Source organism: Streptomyces sp. NPDC048671 (genome assembly GCF_055587045.1).
Genome location: NZ_JBVJHB010000008.1, coordinates 89,317 through 108,331, shown reverse-complemented (window position 1 = coordinate 108,331; position 19,015 = coordinate 89,317). Strand labels below are relative to the sequence as shown.

Sequence of the window (19,015 nt, the reverse complement as noted above, 5' to 3'; positions counted from 1 at the left end):
GAGTAGCAGCAAGCAGCCAGAAGCAATCCCCGCCGAGAGGTTCACCCATGGCAGGCGAGACCGTCATCACGGTCGTCGGCAATCTCGTCGACGACCCCGAGCTGCGCTTCACCCCGTCCGGTGCGGCGGTCGCGAAGTTCCGCGTCGCGTCCACTCCCCGCATCTTCGACCGGCAGACCAATGAGTGGAAGGACGGCGAAGGCCTGTTCCTCACCTGCTCGGTCTGGCGGCAGGCGGCGGAGAACGTCGCCGAGTCGCTCACGCGAGGCATGCGCGTTGTCGTGCAGGGCCGGCTGAAGCAGCGGTCGTACGAAGACCGCGAGGGCGTCAAGCGCACGGTCTATGAGCTGGATGTCGAGGAAGTCGGCCCCAGTCTCAAGAACGCCACCGCCAAGGTCACCAAGACCACAGGTCGCGGTGCCCAGGGCGGCCAGGGCCAGGGTGGATACGGCGGCGGTCAGCAGGGTGGCGGTAACTGGGGCGGCGGTCCCGGTGCTGGTGGCCAGCAGGGCGGTGGCGGTGCTCCCGCCGACGACCCGTGGGCCACGAGCGCGCCGGCCGGCGGCCAGCAGGGCGGGGGCCAGCAGAGCGGCGGGGGCGGCTGGGGCGGAAGCTCCGGCGGTTCCAGCGGCTCTGGTGCATCTGGATCTGGCGGCGGCTACTCGGACGAGCCGCCCTTCTAAGGGCAGCTCGCACCCCCACTTCTTGATCACACAGGAGAAACACCATGGCGAAGCCGCCTGTGCGCAAGCCTAAGAAAAAGGTCTGCGCGTTCTGCAAGGACAAGACCCAGTACGTGGACTACAAGGACACGAACATGCTGCGGAAGTTCATTTCCGACCGTGGCAAGATCCGTGCCCGCCGCGTCACCGGCAACTGCACGCAGCACCAGCGTGACGTCGCCACGGCTGTCAAGAACAGCCGTGAGATGGCGCTGCTGCCCTACACGTCCACCGCGCGATAAGGGAAGGGTGACCGAATCATGAAGATCATCCTCACCCACGAGGTCACTGGCCTCGGTGCTGCCGGCGACGTCGTTGACGTCAAGGACGGGTACGCCCGTAACTACCTGGTTCCGCGTGGCTTTGCCATTCGCTGGACCAAGGGTGGCGAGAAGGACGTGGCGCAGATCCGCCGCGCCCGCAAGATCCACGAGATCGCCACGATCGAGCAGGCCAACGAGATCAAGTCCAAGCTTGAGGCCGTGAAGGTCCGTCTGGCTGTTCGCTCCGGCGACGCCGGCCGCCTCTTCGGCTCCGTCACCCCGGCCGACATCGCCTCGGCGATCAAGGCTGCCGGTGGTCCGGACGTCGACAAGCGCCGCGTCGAGCTCGGTTCGCCGATCAAGACGCTCGGCGGACACCAGGTGTCCGTGCGTCTGCACCCCGAGGTCGCTGCGAAGCTCGGCGTCGAGGTTGTTGCTGCCTGACCAGGCCGCATCTCAGCAGAACAGTGAAGGGCCGCACCTCTTGGGGTGCGGCCCTTCGCCGTTTCCGGCTTCGGGAGCGTGCTGGATCCCTGCCTGTTTCACGTGAAACAGGCAGGGATCCAGTGGCTCAGCGAGCGGCGCCGGTGACCAGCCACTTGCCCGAGCGGGTGCGGAGCCAGAGCGTCGCCATGCGAACGGCCATCATCAGGGCCATCGCGCACCACAGCACCGTCAGCCCGCCACCGAGGGTGGGAACGAGCAGGGCCACCGGGGCGAAGACGGCCAGGGTGACGAGCATGGCCCAGGCCAGATACGGACCGTCCCCGGCGCCCATCAGTACGCCGTCCAGGACGAAGACGATCCCGGAGATCGGCTGGGTCAGGGCCACCACCAGCAATGCGGGGAAGAGGGTGTCCCGGACGGACTGGTCGCTGGTGAACAACGGCACGAACAGAGGGCGGGCGAGAACGATCAGTACTCCGAACACCACGCCGGAGGCGACGCCCCACTGCACCATGCGGCGGCAGGCCTCACGCGCGCCCTGTGTGTCATCGGCCCCCAGGTACCGGCCGATGATGGCCTGCCCGGCGATGGCGATGGCGTCCAGCGCGAAGGCCATCAGGCTCCAGAGCGAGAGAATGATCTGGTGCGCGGCTAGGTCGGTGTCGCCCAGCCGGGCGGCGACGGCGGTGGCGATGAGCAGAACGGCACGGAGCGACAGCGTACGGACCAGGAGGGGCACGCCTGCCTGGGCGCTGGCCCGGATGCCTGCGGCGTCGGGGCGCAAGGAGGCGCCGTGCCGCCGGGCGCCTCGGACCACCACGACGAGATAGGCGACCGCCATCGAGATCTGGGCGATCACCGTGCCCCAGGCCGATCCGGCGATGCCGAGTCCGGCGCCGTAGACGAGGCCCACGTTGAGGGCCCCGTTGGCTGCGAAGCCGCCGATGGCGACATAGAGCGGGGTGCGGGTGTTCTGCAGGCCCCGGAGCACGCCGGTCGCGGCCATCACCACGAGCATGGCGGGGATGCCGAGGCTGGAGATCCGCAGATAGGTGGTGGCGTAGGGGGCCGCGGTGTGGGAGGCGCCGAAGACCTCCACGAGCCAGGGTGCCAGGGGGAGCGTCAGAGCGATGACCGCGAGGCCGAGCAGTATGGCCAGCCAGATGCCATCCATGCCCTGACGGATCGCAGAGCTCAGGTCCCCGGCGCCGACCCGTCGGGCGACTGCTGCTGTGGTGGCGTAGGCAAGGAAGACGAAGATACTCACGGCGGTCGTCAGGAGGGCCGCGGCAACGGCCAGGCCGGCCAGTTGAGGGGTCCCGAGATGGCCGACGATGGCGCTGTCGACCATGACGAAAAGAGGCTCGGCCACGAGTGCGCCGAAGGCGGGAACCGCGAGTGCGATGATCTCGCGGTCGTGCCGACGGCGACTGGGTGGCGGGCTCGCCGGTGCCTGGGTCATAGGGGCCAATCTAATCTTCCACAGGTAACAGATGCAATCCCCTATTGATCCTTACATTTGTTGGGGTTCGGTGTTCTGCTGCGCGTGGGTTGCCATGATCTTGCACCGACTCGGAAAGTTTTTCTCCCCCACAGCCAGTGGATGGGGAACGTGCAGGTCAGGGTGGTGATGGTGAGGGTGCTATGAGTTTGTCCACAGTGCTGTCCCCCGGTCCGTGCACAGGTTCTGCATGGTTCTCCACAGCATCTGGTCCGTCGTCCACATGCCCTGTGGATAACCAGATTGGCTGACGGTGCCGGGAGGCCTACCGTGGTGCGGCGCCCCCACCCCGTTTCGGCCCTGGAAACCGGCAGAACCCGACACACCGCAACCGGAGTCGGGCGTCTTGTTTGTCGGTGCCGTGCCGTAAGAAAGAGTGGCACGGCTAGGTCCGCGGAGCGGACGGGAGGAGGTGGCCGGATGAGTATTCCCGAGCCTTTGGACGACCCCTGGGCCGACACCGGTCCCAGTGACCGGCTGCCTGTTTCCCGCCAGCGCCGGGGCGAGGGCCGGGACCGCGGCGAGCAGCACGACCGCGGCCGGGAAAGCAACGGCTGGGAAGGCGGCTCCCCGGGGTTCGAGCGGGTGCCGCCCCAGGACCTCGACGCGGAACAGTCCGTCCTCGGTGGCATGCTCCTGTCCAAGGACGCCATCGCCGACGTAGTGGAGATCATCAAGGGCCACGATTTCTACCGCCCCGCCCACGAGACCGTCTTCCAGGCGATCCTCGACCTCTATGCCAAGGGCGAGCCGGCCGACCCGATCACGGTGGCGGCCGAACTCGTCAAGCGCGGCGAGATCACCAAGGTGGGCGGAGCCCCGTATCTGCACACCCTGGTCCAGTCGGTGCCGACCGCGGCCAACGCTTCGTACTACGCGGAGATCGTTCATGAGCGTGCGGTGCTCCGGCGTCTCGTCGAGGCCGGCACGAAGATCACGCAGATGGGATACGCGGCCGACGGCGATGTCGACGACATCGTCAACTCCGCACAGGCCGAGATCTACGCCGTCACCGAGCAGCGGACCAGTGAGGACTACCTGCCGCTCGGAGACATCATGGAGGGCGCGCTCGACGAGATCGAGGCGATCGGTTCACGCAGCGGCGAGATGACCGGTGTGCCGACCGGCTTCACCGACCTCGACGCCCTGACCAACGGCCTCCACCCGGGCCAGATGGTCGTCATCGCGGCCCGTCCCGCCATGGGTAAGTCCACACTCGCCCTGGACTTCGCGCGGGCCTGTTCGATCAAGAGCAACCTGCCCAGCGTGATCTTCTCCCTGGAAATGGGGCGGAACGAGATCGCGATGCGCCTGCTGTCCGCCGAGGCGCGGGTGGCGCTCCACCACATGCGCTCCGGCACCATGACCGACGAGGACTGGACGCGGCTGGCGCGACGGATGCCGGATGTCTCCGCCGCCCCGCTCTATATCGACGACTCCCCGAACCTCTCCATGATGGAGATCCGGGCGAAGTGCCGTCGCCTGAAGCAGCGCAACGATCTCAAACTGGTGGTCATCGACTATCTGCAGCTGATGCAGTCCGGTGGCTCGAAGCGTGCCGAGAGCCGACAGCAGGAGGTCTCGGACATGTCCCGAAACCTCAAGCTGCTGGCCAAGGAACTGCAACTGCCGGTCATCGCGCTCTCCCAGCTGAACCGTGGCCCCGAGCAGCGGACGGACAAGAAGCCGATGGTCTCCGACCTTCGAGAGTCCGGTTCCATCGAGCAGGACGCCGACATGGTGATCCTGCTGCACCGTGAGGACGCCTATGAGAAGGAGTCACCGCGGGCGGGCGAGGCGGACCTGATCGTGGCCAAGCACCGTAACGGCCCGACGGCGACGATCACCGTCGCCTTCCAGGGGCACTACTCGCGCTTCGTGGACATGGCGCAGACCTGATCGGAGCTTGTGCAGGTTCGCGTTTCGCGTGTCCGTTTCTCTTTGACCGCGGCCGTAGAGAACTGGAAGATCATCAGGAGTCGCGCCCGATTGGCGGGCCAACGCCCCTCCTTCAAGCCGGACTTACCGCATCTGACTGGAACCATGCCGCGGTGGGGGCGGCGGTCTCCGGGAGGGGCTGGTGGACGGGGGCGCGGCCTTTCGGCTGCTGGCGCTTGTGCACGTTGCTGATTCCTTCGAGCGCGCTGACCTCCGTGCCGTCGCGCCGCTGATGCCGGCTGGAGGCGGATTCGACGTGGCGCTGAGAGGTGCGGGTCGCGATGGTGCCTCTCGCGTTGAAACGCCGCCGCCTGGAAGGCTGAGCGGCCCCGCCGGGAACAGCGGTCCGGTCGGCACGGTTGCATCGACCGAGAGACCGGCGCCGCACGGGCGGGGAACGCGGAGACCGCAAGGTCGTCCGCCCCACCAGGACCCGGGCCGCAGGATCGCGGTACGCCCGCCGTGCACTCGGACCACGACATTATTTGTTTGCAGGAGGACTGTTTCATGACTGACCGGCCCTTGACGCTCATGGCAGTGCACGCCCACCCCGACGACGAGGCCACCGGAACCGGAGGGATCCTCGCGCGGTACGCGGCGGAAGGCATCCGCACGGTTCTCGTGACGTGTACCGACGGCGGTTGCGGTGACGGAAAGGGGGGCGTCAAGCCGGGCGATCCCGGGCACGATCCCGCGGCCGTCGCCTCGATGCGCCGTCAGGAACTCGAGGCGAGCTGTGACGTCCTGAAGGTCAGCGATCTGGAGATGCTGGACTATGCCGACTCCGGGATGATGGGCTGGCCGAGCAACGACGCCCCCGGATCCTTCTGGCAGACCCCCGTGGAGGAAGGCGCCGCCCGGCTTGCGGAACTCATGCGGCACTACCGGCCCGATGTGGTCGTCACCTATGACGAGAACGGCTTCTACGGCCACCCCGACCACATCCAGGCCAACCGCATCACGATGGCGGCGCTGGAGATGACCGGTCTGACACCGAAGGTGTACTGGACGACGATGCCCCGCTCGAGGATGCAGCGGTTCGGGGAGACCATGCGCGAGTTCCAGGAGGACATGCCGGAGCCGGATCCGGCCGAGGCAGCCGCGATGGCCGAGATCGGCCTTCCCGACGATGAGATCACCACGTGGGTGGACACCACCGCGTTCAGCGGCCAGAAGTTCGATGCGCTGGCCGCGCACGCCAGTCAGGGCGAGAACATCTTCTTCCTCAAGATGGGCAAGGAGAGGTTCGGCGAGTTCATGGGTCTGGAGACCTTCGTACGCGTCAAGGACGCCACCGGCGCGGCCGTACCCGAGAACGATCTCTTCGCCGGACTGCGCTGATCCGCCCGTCCGGCAGGGGCCCGGGAGCCGGCCACGAGGGCGGTCTCCGACACCGACCGCGAGACCCTGCAGCTGTCGGACCTCACCTGCCGTCCCGGACTCTCAGAGCTGATGCCGGGACGGCTCCGTGACGGGCAGGCACTCGGCGAGCAGGCCGACGACGTCACGCCAGGCTCGCTGCGCGTGCCGCGGGTGGTAGCCGACACCGGGGCGCACGGTGTGGTCGACCGGCGGATGGTGGAAGGCGTGAAGGGCTCCGCCGTAGACCACGAGGCGCCAGTCGACGCCCGCGTCCTGCATCTCGGCGGTGAACGCGTCCTGCTGCGCGGGCGGCATGATGGGGTCTTCCGACCCGACACCGGCCCACACCGGGCAGCGAATGCGCGCCGCCTCGCCCGGTCGGCCTGTGGTCAGGGCGTTGACCGTTCCGATCGCCCGCAGGTCGACGCCGTCGCGCCCGAGTTCCAGCACGATTGCGCCCCCGGTGCCGTAGCCGACGGCGGCGATCCGGTCGGGGTCGGTCCGCGGTTCGGCGCGCAGCACATCGAGCGCCGCGTGACCGATGCCCCGCATCCGGTCGGGGTCGGCGAGCAACGGCATGCAACGGGCCAGCATCTCCTCGGGGTCGGTGAACCAGCGCCCGCCGTTGATGTCGAAGGCCAGCGCCACGTAACCCAGCTCGGCCAGTGCGTCGGCCCGGCGGCGCTGGAAGTCGTTCAGCCCCGGCCCCTCGGGTCCGACCAGGACCGCGGGCCGGCGGCCGGCACCGGCCGGGAGCGCGAGGTGCCCGATCATCGTCAGGCCGTCGGCCGGGTATTCCACCGTGCGCGTCGTAACCGTCGTCATGAGACCGGACCGTAGTGAGCGTCGAGCCCGGCCGGGCCGGGCTTCACCGTCGGCGGAACCGAGGCCACCTCCTTCCGGTGCACCTCGGTGCCGTGCAACCAGGACACGACCCGACGACCGATTCTGCCGTTGCTGGGTCTCGCGACCAGTTCGCTGGCCGTGGTGGGCCGGCCCACGGTGTCGACCGTGCGGTACACGCTCCGGTGGGCTCGCACACCGCAGTGGACCTGTGCTGCTTCGATGCCCGGCACATGCGGTGTATTGGGGTAGCTCCCCCCGTTTCGATGAGGGGCATTCCCTATATGAGGGCCCGTCCCTCGTGCGGGCCGGGAAATGAGGTCGCCCCGGACGGTTCGGGACGGTAGTTGTTGACGATGACTATTCCTGCTGAACAGTTGCTTCCGGGTACGCGGCGCGCTCTGCTGCACCGCATCGCCACCGCCCAGGCCGAAGGCCGCTCACCCTCCCTGGCCGCCGCGGTGCAGCGCCAGGGGCAGACCGTCTGGAACGGCTCGCGCACCTGCGTCGACGGCCATGCACCGGATGCCGACACACAGTTCAGAATCGGGTCCCTCACCAAGACGTTCACCGCGGTGCTGGTCCTGCGGCTGCGTGACGAGGGCCTGTTGGATCTGGCCGATCCGCTGGAGAAGCACCTGCCCGGAACGGGGGCGGGTGAGGCCACCATCCATCAGCTGCTGGGCCACAGTGCGGGGCTCGGCGCGGAGTCGCCCGCTCCCTGGTGGGAACGGACGCCGGGCAGCCTGCGGCCCGAGCTCGCCGATGTGCTCGGTGAGCAGACCCGGATGCACGCTCCCGGCCGTCGTCACCACTACTCCAACCCGGGCTACACGGTGCTCGGAGCGCTGATCGAAGCCATGCGCGGAGCGCCCTGGGCGCAGGTTCTGCGGCGTGAGGTCCTGGAGCCGCTGGGCATGCACCGTACGGGTCCGGAGGCGGAGGCGCCGCATGCCGGTGGCTGGGCTGTCCATCCGTGGGCGGATGTCATGCTGCCCGAGCCGGCCGAGGACCTCGGACTGATGGCGCCGGCCGGTCAGCTCTGGTCCACCACCGCCGACCTCCTCCGGTTCGCCGCCTTCCTGGCCGAGGGAGACGACCGGGTGCTCTGCGCGGCTTCCGTGGAGGAGATGAAGGAGCCGTCCGCGCCGCCCGAGCCGGGGGACTGGGAAGGGAACTACGGCCTGGGGCTGCAGGTGATCCGGAGGAAGGGCCGCACGCTCGTCGGGCACACCGGGTCGCTTCCTGGTTTTCTGGCCGCCCTGTGGTTCTGTGCCGAGGAGGATGTGGCCGCGGTCGTGTTCGCCAACGTCACCTCGGGGCCGCCGCCCGGCGAGGTGGCCGCTGAGCTCGTGGACATCGTCGCCGAGGCTGAGCCCCGCATCCCGGAGCCGTGGCGCCCGCTGCCCGAGGTGGACGCGGAACTTCTCGCGCTCACCGGCCCCTGGTACTGGGGCACGCGTACCTACATCCTGCGCCTGAACCCCGATCGCGGGGTGGAACTCCGCGGCCTGCGCGGTGATGGCCGTAGTGCTCGGTTCACCGCCCGGCCGGACGGCACCTGGATCGGGCTGGACGGCTATTACACGGGGGAGACGCTGCGGATCGTCCGGAACGACGACGGCAGCGTGAACCACCTGGACCTGGGTTCGTTCGTCTTCACGCGCGAACCGTACGATCCCGCAGCGGCCGTTCCGGGCGGGGTGGACGAGAACGGGTGGCGTGGACTGGAAGGTTGAGCGTCGTGTTTCACGTGAAACACGACGGCCGAGCGGTCAGGCCGTCAACTCTCTTTCCAGCGGGGTGCGGAAGCGTGGTGTGATCCGCGCGTCCCCCACCCAGCCCGCCAGCCGGGATGCCTCCTCCTCGATCGCGGCGGTGGCATCCCGGCCGGTGTCGGTCAGGAGTCGCCAGACCGGTTCGCCGTTGGCGTGCTGTGCCCAACCGCCGACGATGCGGCCGTTCCACCACACGGTGGGGCCGATGTTGCCGGAGCGGTCGAAGAGGGCTGCCCGGTGTTCGGCAGTGAGGTGGAAACCGCGGTCGGCCCAGCCCATCGCGCTCGGGTCGAGCGCGGGCAGCAGAGCCGCCCAGGGCTCCGGCGCCGGTTCGGGCTCGGTGTCTCCCGGTGCGACCCAGGCGGTGGCGCCGCCGTCGAGCCGCACCTCCTCGGCTCCGACGGCTGCCAGGGCCTTGCGGACCTGCCCGAGCCCCCAGCCCGTCCACCACTTGAGGTCGGCCTCGGACGCGGGGCCGTATGAGCGGAGCCAGCGCAGGGCCAATTCCGCCTGTGCCCCGGCGGCTGCGAGCACCGGCCGGGGTTCGGCAGCCGTCCAGCGGAACTGGCTGGACGTCCAGGAGCCCCGGGGCCGGTCCCGGCGGATCCGGCCTTCGGCGGCCAGTATGCGGATGACCCGGGAGGCCACCCCCTGCACCGCCTCGTACTTCTTGCCGGGGAAGACCGTGAATTTCGTACGCAGGGCGGGTACCGCGGCGGAGAGTTCGCTGCCGGTGGCTGTCCCGCGGGCGGCCAGGGCCGTCAGGGTGGCCTTCTCCGTGTCGTCCAGCCAGCGTTCGTCCAGCTCCTGTGCGTCCTCGGCCAGGTGCTTCAGGAAGGTTCGGCGCTCCTTGGCAGCCACCGCGCGGGCATTCGACGCCTCGATCTGGGGGGCCAGCGCTTCCGGCACAGCGAAGAGGGTGTTGCGCATGGAGAGCAGCCGGACCAGTGAGACGTCCTCGTACAGGGACTTCTCCACCGCGGTGACGTTCGGTGTGCGGAGCCGGGCGCAGACGGACAGGAAGACGGTGGCCGCGTCGGTGGCGTGCAGAGCGACGAGGGCGTCCGCCACGGCCACCGGGGACTCGGCCCGCAGGGCGGGTGCCAGGAGATGGCGTCCGGCGAGCCTGATGCGGCGTTGCTCGTCGCTGATGTGGTGCACCGTGGACTCCTCGGATGCAGGTCTGCGGTCAGAGAGCGAGCTTGAAGCCCACATGGCCGGCGACGAAGCCGAGCCGTTCGTAGAAGCGGTGTGCGTCGGTCCGGGTCGCGTCTGAGGTCAGCTGGACCAACTGGCATTCCTGGCGCCGGGATTCGTCCACCGCCCACTGGATCAGCCGGGTGCCGAGTCCGCTGCCGCGTTCGTCCTTGTGGACACGGACGCCCTCGATCACCGAGCGCGTCGAGCCGCGTCGGGAGAGGCCCGGGATCACCGTCAGCTGGAGTGTGCCGACGATCCGGTCCGCGCGCACGGCCACCATCAGGTGTTGGTTCGGGTCCCCGGCCAGCCGCTGGAAAGCCGCCCGGTACGGCGTGAGGTCGTCCGGCGACTCGCGCCCGGCACCCAGCGGATCGTCGGCGAGCATGGCCACGATCTCGGAGAGGTCGTCGACGCCCGCGGCACGTATGTCCAGATCGCTCATGATCAGCAGCCTACGCAGCCGCCTCGGGCCACGCGGCGGCAATCGGGCTATACGGGGACCTTCAGCTCCTCGACCGCCCGCACCAGCGGGACCAGCTCGGGGTTCTTGGCAGCCTCGTCGAGTGCGGCGCGCAGGGCGGTGTCATTGGTCGGCCTGGCCTCGGCGAGCAGTGCGAGACCGGACTCGGTGACATCGGTGTAGATGCCCCTGCGGTCGGTGTCGCAGAGATACCGGGTCAGGAGACCGCGGTCCTCGAGTCGGGTGACCAGGCGGGTGGTGGCGCTCTGGCTGAGTACGACGGCGTCGGCCACCTGCTTCATCTGCAGATGTCCGCCCGGTCCGCTGTGCTGCCGGCTCAGCACGTCCAGCAGTGAGTACTCCCTCACGCTGAGGTCGTGCCGGCTCTGCAGCGCACGCTCGATATGGGCCTCGATCTTCCCGTGGAGCAGGGAGAGCGCGCACCAGCCCTGGGAGAGGGAGGTCAGTGCGGGGTCCGTCGCTGTCATGGGTGTCTCTCCTCCGTGCCGGCGCCGCTTACGTACAGGATAGGCGACGTGCGCAATAGCCCGCGCTTGCAATTAACCTGCGTCTGCAACTATTGTCGACGCTCGTAAGGCGCAGACGCAACCTTTAGGGAAGGTGTAACCCATGCCGCTCGCGCTCCTCGCCCTCGCCATCGGGGCATTCGGTATCGGGACCACCGAGTTCGTGATCATGGGGCTGCTTCCCGAGGTGGCCGCGGACTTCCAGGTCTCGATCCCGGCCGCCGGATTCCTCGTCACGGGCTATGCGCTCGGTGTCGTCCTCGGTGCCCCGCTGATGACCGTTCTCGGCACCAGGGTCACCCGCAAACGCATGCTGATGATCCTCATGGGGCTGTTCGTCATCGGCAACGTGGTGTCCGCGACCGCACCCGTCTTCGAGGTGATGCTCGCCGGCCGGGTCATCGCCTCCCTCGCCCACGGTGCGTTCTTCGGCATCGGATCGGTCGTGGCGGCCGATCTGGTCGCTCCGCACAAGAAGGCCGGTGCGATCGCCATGATGTTCACCGGCCTCACCGTCGCCAACGTCGTCGGTGTCCCGCTCGGCACCTACATCGGGCAGAGCGTCGGCTGGCGTGCCACGTTCTTCGCTGTCGCCGGTCTCGGTGTCATCGGCCTTCTCGGAGTGGCCCGGCTCGTCCCCGACCAGCCCCGCGCCGAAGGCGTCCGGCTCCGCCACGAGCTGGCCGCGTTCCGCAATGTGCAGGTCCTGCTCGCCATGGCGATGACGGTGCTGGGCTTCGGCGGAGTCTTCGCCGCGATCACGTACATCACACCGATGATGACCGAGATCGCCGGCTACTCGGCTTCCTCGATCACCTGGCTGCTGGTCCTCTTCGGGCTCGGCATGGTCGGCGGCAACCTGCTCGGCGGCAAATTCGCCGACCGCCACCTGATGCCCCTGCTGTACGTGTCGCTGGGCTCGCTCGCCGTGGTCCTGTCGCTGTTCACCCTGACCGCGCACAACAAGATCGCGGCAGCCGTCACCATCGTGCTGATCGGTGGCCTGGGCTTCGCGACCGTGCCCCCGCTGCAGAAGAGGGTGCTCGACCAGGCGGCGGGCGCCCCGACCCTCGCCTCCGCCGTGAACATCGGCGCCTTCAACCTCGGCAACGCACTGTCGGCATGGCTCGGCGGCGTCGTCATCGCTGCCGGTCTCGGCTACACCGCTCCCAACTGGGTCGGCGCGGTCCTCGCCGCCTCCGCCCTGGGCCTCGCCGTCGTCTCCAGCACCCTGGAGCGCCGCACGGCCGCCCGGAGCCGTCCGGTCGCCGCTCACATCCCGGAGCCGGCCGCCGTGCCGGCGGCCCGGCACTGATCCGCCGCACACATCCCACGCGTAAATCCCGCAGCGCGCCGCAGCGCGCCGCACCGCACCAAGGAGACATCCCCATGAGCACCATCACTGCCGCCGTCGCCCCGCTCACCACGCGGGACGCGGAGGCGCTCGTCGAAGCGGCCCGTACGGCCGCCGAGGCAGCAGGCGTCGCCGCGGCGGTCACGGTCCTCGACGCGGGCGGCCATCTGCTGGCCTTCCGCCGCGACGACCGGGCCGTTCTCATCGCCGGTGAGACCAGTACCCGCAAGGCCTACACGGCCCTTCAGCTCAACGCCCCCACGGCCGACCTGGTCGACGCCGTCCAGCCGGGAGGGCTCTTCCACACCCTGCCGACCGCGCTGGACCGGCCGCTGCTGTTCATCGCCGGCGGTGTCCCGGTCCACCGAGACGGCCGCCTGATCGGCGCTCTCGGTGTCGGTGGCGGAGCGCCCGAGCAGGATCACGGGTTCGCCGCAGCTGCCGTGGACAGCCTCGTCTGAGTTGGCGTCGACCAGGAAACCAGGACGAGCCGGTCGCGAGACTACGAACCGGCGGGCCCGCCCGGCCCGCCCGGACCGCCGCCGGGATGTCAGCCCGTCGCCACGCTCAGCGGCGCGAAGCGCTGCGTCCAGTCCCCCGGCGGCTGCTCCCCGAGGGTCATCACCGTGGTCGCGGAGTCGTGCCGGAGCCCGCGCTCCCCGAGCCAGCGGAGCAGTTCCTCGTGACGGGCGTCGATGTCGGCACGCAGCGGCTGGTCGGTCGCCCCGGCCAGCGAGGACACGAGGAGTTTCGCCGTGGCGGTGTCCCGCGCGACGAGCGGGCCGACCACGTGGCTGCCCGAGCTCGGCCAGAGCGCCGCATAGCCGACGAGCTCTCCGCCTTCCTCGGCCACCCGCAGGTGGTCGGCGAAGGCGGGGAGGCGGGTCAGGAGGTGTGTCCGGTCGAGCCCGAAGGCGTTTCCGTCCAGCCGGAGCATGGCCTGAAGGTCCCCGGCCGAGGCAGGACGAACGGTGAGGCCGGGGCGGACCCCAAGGCCTGGATGAACATCCGCAACCGGGCTGCCGGGCTCGGCGGACGGCTGGAAATGCCCGCTCATCCGCTCGGCCCTGCCCACCGCGACGAACCCGAGCTTCTCGTAGAGCGGCCGGCCCGGTGTCGTCGCGTAGAGGCTGAGGGGAGTGCCCCCGGTCGATTCGATCACCTGGTGCATCAGCTGCTGGGCGACCCCCTGCCGGGCGTGGCGTCCGGCGACCAGCAGCATGCCGATGGCGGCCATGCGTGGGCCGTAGGACGTCACCACACAGGTCGCCATCAGGCCCTTGCTGTCGGGGTCGTCGATACCGAAGCCCGTTCCCGCCGCGAGGAGCAGCCCCCATCGGTGCTCATCACGCGGCCAGCCGCGCTCCTCGGAGAGATCGGCGCAAGGGACCAGATCGTCCCGGGTGAGGCGCCGGACGGGCAGACCGGCGAGTGGGCGGGGCAGTGGACTGGACATGGGGGTCAGGCTCTCCGACACGATGATCGCTCGTCCAGCGCTTTAACGGAACTGGCCGAGACCCGCGGCCGCCGGCCACGCCAGGGCGGCCTCTCACGTGAGCTGTTGCGCGTGGGCTGTTTCACGTGAAACAACTCCGGAGCCACTCAGCCCAGATCGGTCGCGTGCATCGCGCGGACGCCCTCGATGTTGCCGTCCAGGTAGTGGCGCAGCGACAGCGGCACGAGGTGGACGGCAGCGATCCCGACCCGGCTGAACGGCACCCGTACGACGTCGTACTCCCCGCAGGGGTCGTCGATCTCGGGTCCGTGGCGCAGGGACAGGTCCATCGAGTCGAGCCGGCAGACGAAGAAGTGCTGGACCTTGACGCCCTTCACCCCGCTGCCCTCGATGTGCTCCACGGTGTCGACGAAACAGGGGACCACATCGGTGATCTTGGCGCCGAGCTCCTCGTCCACCTCGCGGTGCAGGGCGTCGACGACGGTCGCGTCCTCGGGTTCGACCCCGCCGCCCGGAGTGAGCCAGTACGGATCCACCCCCGGCTTGGTGCGCTTGATGAGGATGAGGTCGTTGCCGTCGAGCAGGATGGCGCGTGCGGTGCGCTTGACCACAGGACGTTCGGTCATGGCAAGAGCGTGGCCCGCTGGACCCGTTCTGAAACACCTGAGGGCTGCCGGACCGTCCTGAGGTCACCAGTCGGATGCGGCGCGCAGCAGCCACTCGTGTGCGCGAGCGAGATGCGGCAGTGCGAGCGTGCCGGTCCGTGCGGCGAGGAAATAGGTGCGCAGCGGGGGCACCGGAGGGTCGAGGAGCGCCACCACCTCGCCCCGTTCCAGTGCGCCTTCGCAGAGATAGCGGGGCAGGACGGCCAGCCCGGCGCCCGCCGCCGTGCATTCCAGGACCGCCCGGAGGTCCGGTGCGATGACGGCCCCGGCGGCTGCGGGCCGGCTGTCGAAGACCGCCGCCCAGTAGCGGGAGACGAGCGGCAGGCTCTCGTGCACCTCCACCACCGGCAGCTGTTCCAGGACCACCGGGCCGTTGCGTCGCAGGGTCCCAGGACCGAGCCGCGCGGCCCAGCGGGGCGCGGCGACCAGGACGTGCTCCTCGTCGCAGAGCGGGGTCGCGGTGAGCAGCCCGCCGCGCGGGCGGGCCGTCACGATGGCCAGGTCGTGGTGTCCGGCGGCCAGGCCGTCCAGCGTCTCGTCGGTGTCCGCGGAGAACGAGCTGCGCAGGGCGAGGCCCTGGGTGATCAGCGGCGTGAGCGCGGGCAGCGCCCGTACTGAGGTGAATTCCGGTGGTCCGGCCAGATGCAGCGTGCGAACGCCCGACTCCTCGTCGAGCTCTGCCTCGGTGATCTCCACCAGCGCGTCCAGATGGGGAGCGGCCCGGTGCGCGAGTTCGTCCCCGATGGTGGTGGGGGTCACACCGCGGGCTCTGCGCAGGAAGAGAGGGCGGCCCAGCTGCCGTTCCAGGGTGCGTATCTGGGAGGTCACGGCGGGCTGGGAGAGGCCGAGGAGTGCGGCGGCCCGGGTGAACGAACCGGCCCGGTGCACGGTGACGAATGTGCGCAGCAGGGCCAGGTCCATGTCCTGTCCCCTCTCACCGTCGCGACGCGTCGGGCCCGGACAACCATAAATATGCCGATAGGCCGCTGCCGCTACTGTGATTGGACACTGACGCAGAGTCAACTAGCCTTGTCGAGGCGGTTCGTCGCGTGGAGAACGCGGCGTGCCGGGACGGCCCGAGCCACGAGGGGGGAGGCTCGGGCCGTCCGTACCGCATCGGCTGCCGCCGGCACGGCCGCTCAGCTTCCGGCGACCGCCTCGGCCAGCGCCCGTTCCACGTCGGCCACCAGGTCCGCCGGGTTCTCGGCGCCCACCGAGAAGCGGATGAAGCCTTCCGGTACGGCGTCGCCGCCCCAGCGGGCCCGTCGCTCGGCGGTGGAACGCACCCCGCCGAAGCTGGTCGCGTCCTCGGCCAGCCGGAGCGCCGAGAGGAAGCGCTCGGCGGTCTCCCGGTCGGCCAGCACGAACGACACCACTGAGCCGAAGCGCCGCATCTGCCGCACGGCGTTCGGGTGCGAGGGGTCGGTGGGCAGCCCGGGATATCGCAGTCCGGTCACCTCCCGGCGCTCGGCGAGTGCCTCGGCGAGAGCGAGGGCGTTCGCGCACTGCCGCTCGATCCGCAGTTCCAGGGTGGCCAGCGAGCGGTGCGCGAGCCAGGCCTCCATCGGCCCGGGGATCGCACCGACCACCTTGCGCCAGCGCCGCACCCCTGCCGCCAGCTCGGGGTCGAGACAGGCCACGTGGCCGAGCAGGATGTCGCCGTGCCCGGTCATGCCCTTGGTGTCACTGGCCACCGAGAAGTCGGCCCCCAGCTCCAGCGGGCGCTGGCCGAGCGGGGTGGCGAGCGTGTTGTCCACGGCCACCAGCGTGCCGCCCGCGTGCGCGGCGTCGACGAGCCGCCGCACGTCACAGACCTCGAGCCCGGGATTGGACGGGGTCTCGATCCACAGGAGCTTGGCGCCCTCCAGGACGGCCAGCTGGGCATCGCCCCCGGTCGGGGCGGTCCGCACCTCCACCCCGTAGGCCTCCAGCTGCGCCCGTACCAACGGGAGCGCCTGGTATCCGTCGTCGGGCAGCACGATCACGTCACCGCTGCGCGCCTGGGAGAGCAGCACGGCCGAGACCGCCGCCATCCCGGAGGCGAAGACGGTGGTCTCGACGCTCTCCCCCGGCGCTTCGAGCTCGCCGATGGCCCGTTCCAGATGGGTCCAGGTCGGGTTGGTGTCACGGCCGTAGGTGTACGGGCCGGTCGGCTCGCCGGAGAGGTGGAAGTGGGCGGCGAAGACCGGGCCCGGGAGAGTCGGTTCGTACTGTTCCGGGTCCGGCAGGCCGGCCCGTACCGCGCGGGTTCCGTCGCCCATGGTGCTCATACTGTGTCCTCACTGCTCTTCCTGGTCCGTCACCGGTTCTGCCCGCACTGTTCCAGGTGTACGCGGATCAGTCCTCGTCGGGCAGGACGACGTTCAGCGCCCACGACACGATCGAGATGATCAGTCCGCCGAGGACGGCGGTCCAGAAGCCGTGGACGTGGAAGCTCAGATCGAACTGGTCGGCCAGCCAGGAGGTCAGCATCAGCATCAGGGCGTTCACCACCAGGGTGAACAGCCCCAGCGTGAGGATGAAGAGCGGCAGCGTGAGCAGCTTCAGGACAGGCTTCACGCAGAAGTTGACCAGGCCGAAGATAAGAGCGACCACGATCAGGGTCAGTACCTTGCGGCCGGTGCTGCCGCCGGTCAGCGTGATGTCCTGGAGCAGCCAGATGGCCACTGCCAGCGCACCCGCGTTGGCGATCGTCTTGACTACGAAATTCTTCATGTGTCTGATCGTGGCAGACATGATCGGTGGTGGACACCGGCTGGGCAGAGGCAAGGGGCGGACAGGTCATGAAGGCATTCAGACTGGACGAGCTGGAAGCGGAACGGGCCGCCAACGACGGCGCGTATCTGCAGTTCGTGCGCGAACGGAACATGTCTGTCGGCCTGTACGCGCTGGACGCCGGTGCGATCGACCCGCAGCAGCCGCACGAGCAGGACGAGGTCTACCTTGTCGTCAGCGGGCGCGGGTCGATCACCGTGGGCATGGAAACCACACAGGTGGGCAGAGGAAGTGTTGTGTACGTACCTGCCGGCACGGCCCACAAGTTCCACCACATCACCGAGGATCTGCGGGTGATGGTGGTCTTCTCGCCGCCCGAGGGCTGAGGGGTCCGGGAGGCGGAGCCGTCTCTCGGGGATCCCTAAGGGTTCGATCAGGGGAGTTCAAGGGCTGCGAGGCCCCCGCCGACCACCCCCGTACCTCTAGCATCGAAGCAGGAACTCACAGAGACGAGGTATGGACGATGGCCGTGCGGGAGATATTCGCGGGAATGCCCTGGTGGGTGAAGTGGATCGCGGTGCCCGTTATCGCGATCGTCGTGTTCGGCAGCCTGATCGCCAGCTTGGTCGGCTTCGTCGTCTGGCTGCTCTTCAAGGTCCTGATCTTCGTGGTCCTGGTCGGCGGGGTCGTCTTCCTCGTGCGGAAGTTCATGTCGTCCTCCTCCTAGGGCCTGTGTGGAGGCCGGTAGCCGCGCGACCGGCCGGACGGTTAGGCCAGCCGAGCTAAGCGGAAGACGAAACGACACCCCCTTCGGGCGCTGCCGATACAGTGAAAATCCGCTGCCGCCGCCTGGGAGAGCACCGTCAGCCACCACCTGACCAGTGGTGGGTACGGCATCCGGACTCCGGAGCCAGGCCCGCGGCAGACATGTGGAGGCGGCCTCCACAGGCGGGCTGACCGCCCGTCACCATGCCTGGGGGTGACCGTTGACCACGGCATCGAGTACCGCTGTGCCGACGTTGATCGGATCGGTGCAGCGGGCGCTGAGGCTGCTGGAGGCCGTGGGCGCCCATCGCGACGGGGCGCCGGCCAAGCAGCTCGCGCGGGAGGCGGGGCTTCCGCTGCCCACCGCCTACCACCTGCTGCGCACCCTCACCCATGAGGGATATCTGCGCCGGGAGAACGGCGTCTTCCTCTTCGGCGCAGCCGCCGAGCGGCTGGTGGACGACGGCGCTCTGCAGAACCGTCGCAGCCGGATGACCCAGTCGCTGGGCCGCTGGCGGGACATCATCGGAGCCCCGGTGTACTGCGCCGTCTACCGCGACGGTGAGATCGAACTCGTCGCGGTCGCCGATACCCCGGCAGCGCCCGCGGTGGACGAATGGGCCGCCTTCCAGGAGACCGGGCACGCCCACGCGATCGGCCAGTGTCTGCTGAGCCAGCTCGACGAGAAGGCCCGCGATGACCACCTGGACCGGCATCCGGTGCGCCCGCTGACCCGCTACTCCGTACGCGACCGCCCGGCCCTGCTTGAACGGCTGCGGTCGCTGGAGCGAATGGAACCTGTCGTCGAGCGACAGGAGTACGCCCTCGGGACGGTCTGCGCGGCCATCCCGATCACGGCCGGTTTCACGGCTGCGGCGATGGCCATTTCGGTACCTCTCGACCAGGAAGATCGGTTGCTCCCCGCAGTCGAACGACTACGTGGCGAAGTGGCCAGCCTCTTGCGTTCGTTCGTGTTCTCTATCAGTATCTGAAAAATCACTCCTTGTGATCTGCTATCG

General features: G+C 69.3%; 21 protein-coding genes. 11 read left to right on the top strand and 10 right to left on the bottom strand.

All coding sequences use genetic code 11. The annotated features are described in order from the left end of the window. Positions 1 to 47: 47 nt before the first annotated feature. Genes ACZ6S6_RS17445 through rplI form a run of 3 tightly spaced genes read left to right on the top strand, consistent with a single transcriptional unit; the run spans position 48 to position 1,429 of the window. Positions 48 to 683 (top strand): single-stranded DNA-binding protein, encoded by a 636-nt coding sequence (locus tag ACZ6S6_RS17445; protein ID WP_362953270.1) that lies wholly within the window; start codon positions 48 to 50, stop codon positions 681 to 683. A 44-nt stretch (positions 684 to 727) separates the two neighbouring features. Continuing rightward, positions 728 to 964, top strand: a complete 237-nt coding sequence (gene rpsR, locus ACZ6S6_RS17440; RefSeq protein WP_003967857.1) for a 30S ribosomal protein S18 — start codon at positions 728 to 730, stop codon at positions 962 to 964. Positions 965 to 982: 18 nt separating this feature from the next. After that, positions 983 to 1,429, top strand: coding sequence for a 50S ribosomal protein L9 (gene rplI, locus ACZ6S6_RS17435; RefSeq protein WP_362953269.1), 447 nt, complete (start codon positions 983 to 985; stop codon positions 1,427 to 1,429). Positions 1,430 to 1,556: 127 nt separating this feature from the next. On the opposite strand, the gene ACZ6S6_RS17430 is transcribed toward rplI, so the two are convergent. Further along, the gene (locus ACZ6S6_RS17430) at positions 1,557 to 2,894 is read right to left on the bottom strand and encodes an MATE family efflux transporter (protein WP_362953268.1); all 1,338 of its coding nucleotides are present in this window, start codon (positions 2,892 to 2,894) and stop codon (positions 1,557 to 1,559) included. Positions 2,895 to 3,353: 459 nt separating this feature from the next. Between ACZ6S6_RS17430 and dnaB the strand changes: the two genes are divergently transcribed. Further along, positions 3,354 to 4,832 (top strand): replicative DNA helicase, encoded by a 1,479-nt coding sequence (gene dnaB / locus ACZ6S6_RS17425; RefSeq protein ID WP_123524846.1) that lies wholly within the window; start codon positions 3,354 to 3,356, stop codon positions 4,830 to 4,832. Between the two features lie 546 nt (positions 4,833 to 5,378). Next, positions 5,379 to 6,212, top strand: a complete 834-nt coding sequence (locus ACZ6S6_RS17420; RefSeq protein WP_362953263.1) for a PIG-L family deacetylase — start codon at positions 5,379 to 5,381, stop codon at positions 6,210 to 6,212. Between the two features lie 102 nt (positions 6,213 to 6,314). On the opposite strand, the gene ACZ6S6_RS17415 is transcribed toward ACZ6S6_RS17420, so the two are convergent. After that, entirely contained in the window at positions 6,315 to 7,058 is a 744-nt protein-coding gene (locus tag ACZ6S6_RS17415) for a dienelactone hydrolase family protein (RefSeq protein ID WP_362953262.1), read from the bottom strand. A 374-nt stretch (positions 7,059 to 7,432) separates the two neighbouring features. On the opposite strand from ACZ6S6_RS17415, the gene ACZ6S6_RS17410 reads away from it, so the two are divergent. Then, positions 7,433 to 8,815 (top strand): serine hydrolase domain-containing protein, encoded by a 1,383-nt coding sequence (locus tag ACZ6S6_RS17410; RefSeq protein ID WP_362953261.1) that lies wholly within the window; start codon positions 7,433 to 7,435, stop codon positions 8,813 to 8,815. Positions 8,816 to 8,851: 36 nt separating this feature from the next. Here ACZ6S6_RS17410 and ACZ6S6_RS17405 read toward each other — a convergent pair whose 3' ends face one another. Genes ACZ6S6_RS17405 through ACZ6S6_RS17395 form a run of 3 tightly spaced genes read right to left on the bottom strand, consistent with a single transcriptional unit; the run spans position 8,852 to position 11,002 of the window. Beyond that, positions 8,852 to 10,015 (bottom strand): winged helix DNA-binding domain-containing protein, encoded by a 1,164-nt coding sequence (locus ACZ6S6_RS17405; protein WP_362953260.1) that lies wholly within the window; start codon positions 10,013 to 10,015, stop codon positions 8,852 to 8,854. Positions 10,016 to 10,043: 28 nt separating this feature from the next. Continuing rightward, entirely contained in the window at positions 10,044 to 10,496 is a 453-nt protein-coding gene (locus ACZ6S6_RS17400; RefSeq protein WP_362953259.1) for a GNAT family N-acetyltransferase, read from the bottom strand. Positions 10,497 to 10,543: 47 nt separating this feature from the next. Beyond that, positions 10,544 to 11,002 (bottom strand): MarR family winged helix-turn-helix transcriptional regulator, encoded by a 459-nt coding sequence (locus ACZ6S6_RS17395; protein WP_362953258.1) that lies wholly within the window; start codon positions 11,000 to 11,002, stop codon positions 10,544 to 10,546. Positions 11,003 to 11,144: 142 nt separating this feature from the next. Between ACZ6S6_RS17395 and ACZ6S6_RS17390 the strand changes: the two genes are divergently transcribed. Together ACZ6S6_RS17390 and ACZ6S6_RS17385 are read left to right on the top strand one after the other, a co-directional pair. Beyond that, positions 11,145 to 12,356 (top strand): MFS transporter, encoded by a 1,212-nt coding sequence (locus ACZ6S6_RS17390; RefSeq protein WP_469706144.1) that lies wholly within the window; start codon positions 11,145 to 11,147, stop codon positions 12,354 to 12,356. Between the two features lie 74 nt (positions 12,357 to 12,430). Next, positions 12,431 to 12,856 carry a GlcG/HbpS family heme-binding protein gene (locus ACZ6S6_RS17385; protein WP_362953256.1) on the top strand — a complete coding sequence of 142 codons (426 nt, stop codon included), beginning with the start codon at positions 12,431 to 12,433 and terminating at the stop codon, positions 12,854 to 12,856. A gap of 89 nt (positions 12,857 to 12,945) precedes the next feature. Here ACZ6S6_RS17385 and ACZ6S6_RS17380 read toward each other — a convergent pair whose 3' ends face one another. From ACZ6S6_RS17380 to ACZ6S6_RS17360, 5 genes are all read right to left on the bottom strand, one after another. Continuing rightward, positions 12,946 to 13,851 (bottom strand): GNAT family N-acetyltransferase, encoded by a 906-nt coding sequence (locus ACZ6S6_RS17380; protein WP_362953255.1) that lies wholly within the window; start codon positions 13,849 to 13,851, stop codon positions 12,946 to 12,948. A gap of 146 nt (positions 13,852 to 13,997) precedes the next feature. Continuing rightward, positions 13,998 to 14,477 carry an NUDIX hydrolase gene (locus ACZ6S6_RS17375; RefSeq protein WP_362953254.1) on the bottom strand — a complete coding sequence of 160 codons (480 nt, stop codon included), beginning with the start codon at positions 14,475 to 14,477 and terminating at the stop codon, positions 13,998 to 14,000. A 63-nt stretch (positions 14,478 to 14,540) separates the two neighbouring features. Then, a complete protein-coding gene (locus tag ACZ6S6_RS17370; protein ID WP_362953253.1) occupies positions 14,541 to 15,437 on the bottom strand; it encodes a LysR family transcriptional regulator in 897 nt (298 codons plus the stop codon). Positions 15,438 to 15,655: 218 nt separating this feature from the next. After that, on the bottom strand, positions 15,656 to 16,786 hold the full coding sequence (locus ACZ6S6_RS17365; protein WP_362953252.1) for a cystathionine gamma-lyase: 1,131 nt from the start codon (positions 16,784 to 16,786) through the stop codon (positions 15,656 to 15,658). A 67-nt stretch (positions 16,787 to 16,853) separates the two neighbouring features. Next, positions 16,854 to 17,231, bottom strand: coding sequence for a phage holin family protein (locus ACZ6S6_RS17360; protein ID WP_362953251.1), 378 nt, complete (start codon positions 17,229 to 17,231; stop codon positions 16,854 to 16,856). 68 nt (positions 17,232 to 17,299) lie between these two features. On the opposite strand from ACZ6S6_RS17360, the gene ACZ6S6_RS17355 reads away from it, so the two are divergent. The 3 genes from ACZ6S6_RS17355 (at position 17,300) to ACZ6S6_RS17345 (ending at position 18,988) form a co-directional block, all read left to right on the top strand. Then, positions 17,300 to 17,617: a cupin domain-containing protein gene (locus ACZ6S6_RS17355; protein WP_362953250.1), complete on the top strand. Its 318-nt coding sequence runs from the start codon at positions 17,300 to 17,302 to the stop codon at positions 17,615 to 17,617. A gap of 137 nt (positions 17,618 to 17,754) precedes the next feature. After that, entirely contained in the window at positions 17,755 to 17,958 is a 204-nt protein-coding gene (locus ACZ6S6_RS17350) for a DUF5326 family protein (RefSeq protein WP_362953249.1), read from the top strand. A gap of 259 nt (positions 17,959 to 18,217) precedes the next feature. Beyond that, positions 18,218 to 18,988, top strand: a complete 771-nt coding sequence (locus ACZ6S6_RS17345) for an IclR family transcriptional regulator (RefSeq protein WP_362953248.1) — start codon at positions 18,218 to 18,220, stop codon at positions 18,986 to 18,988. Positions 18,989 to 19,015: the final 27 nt, after the last annotated feature.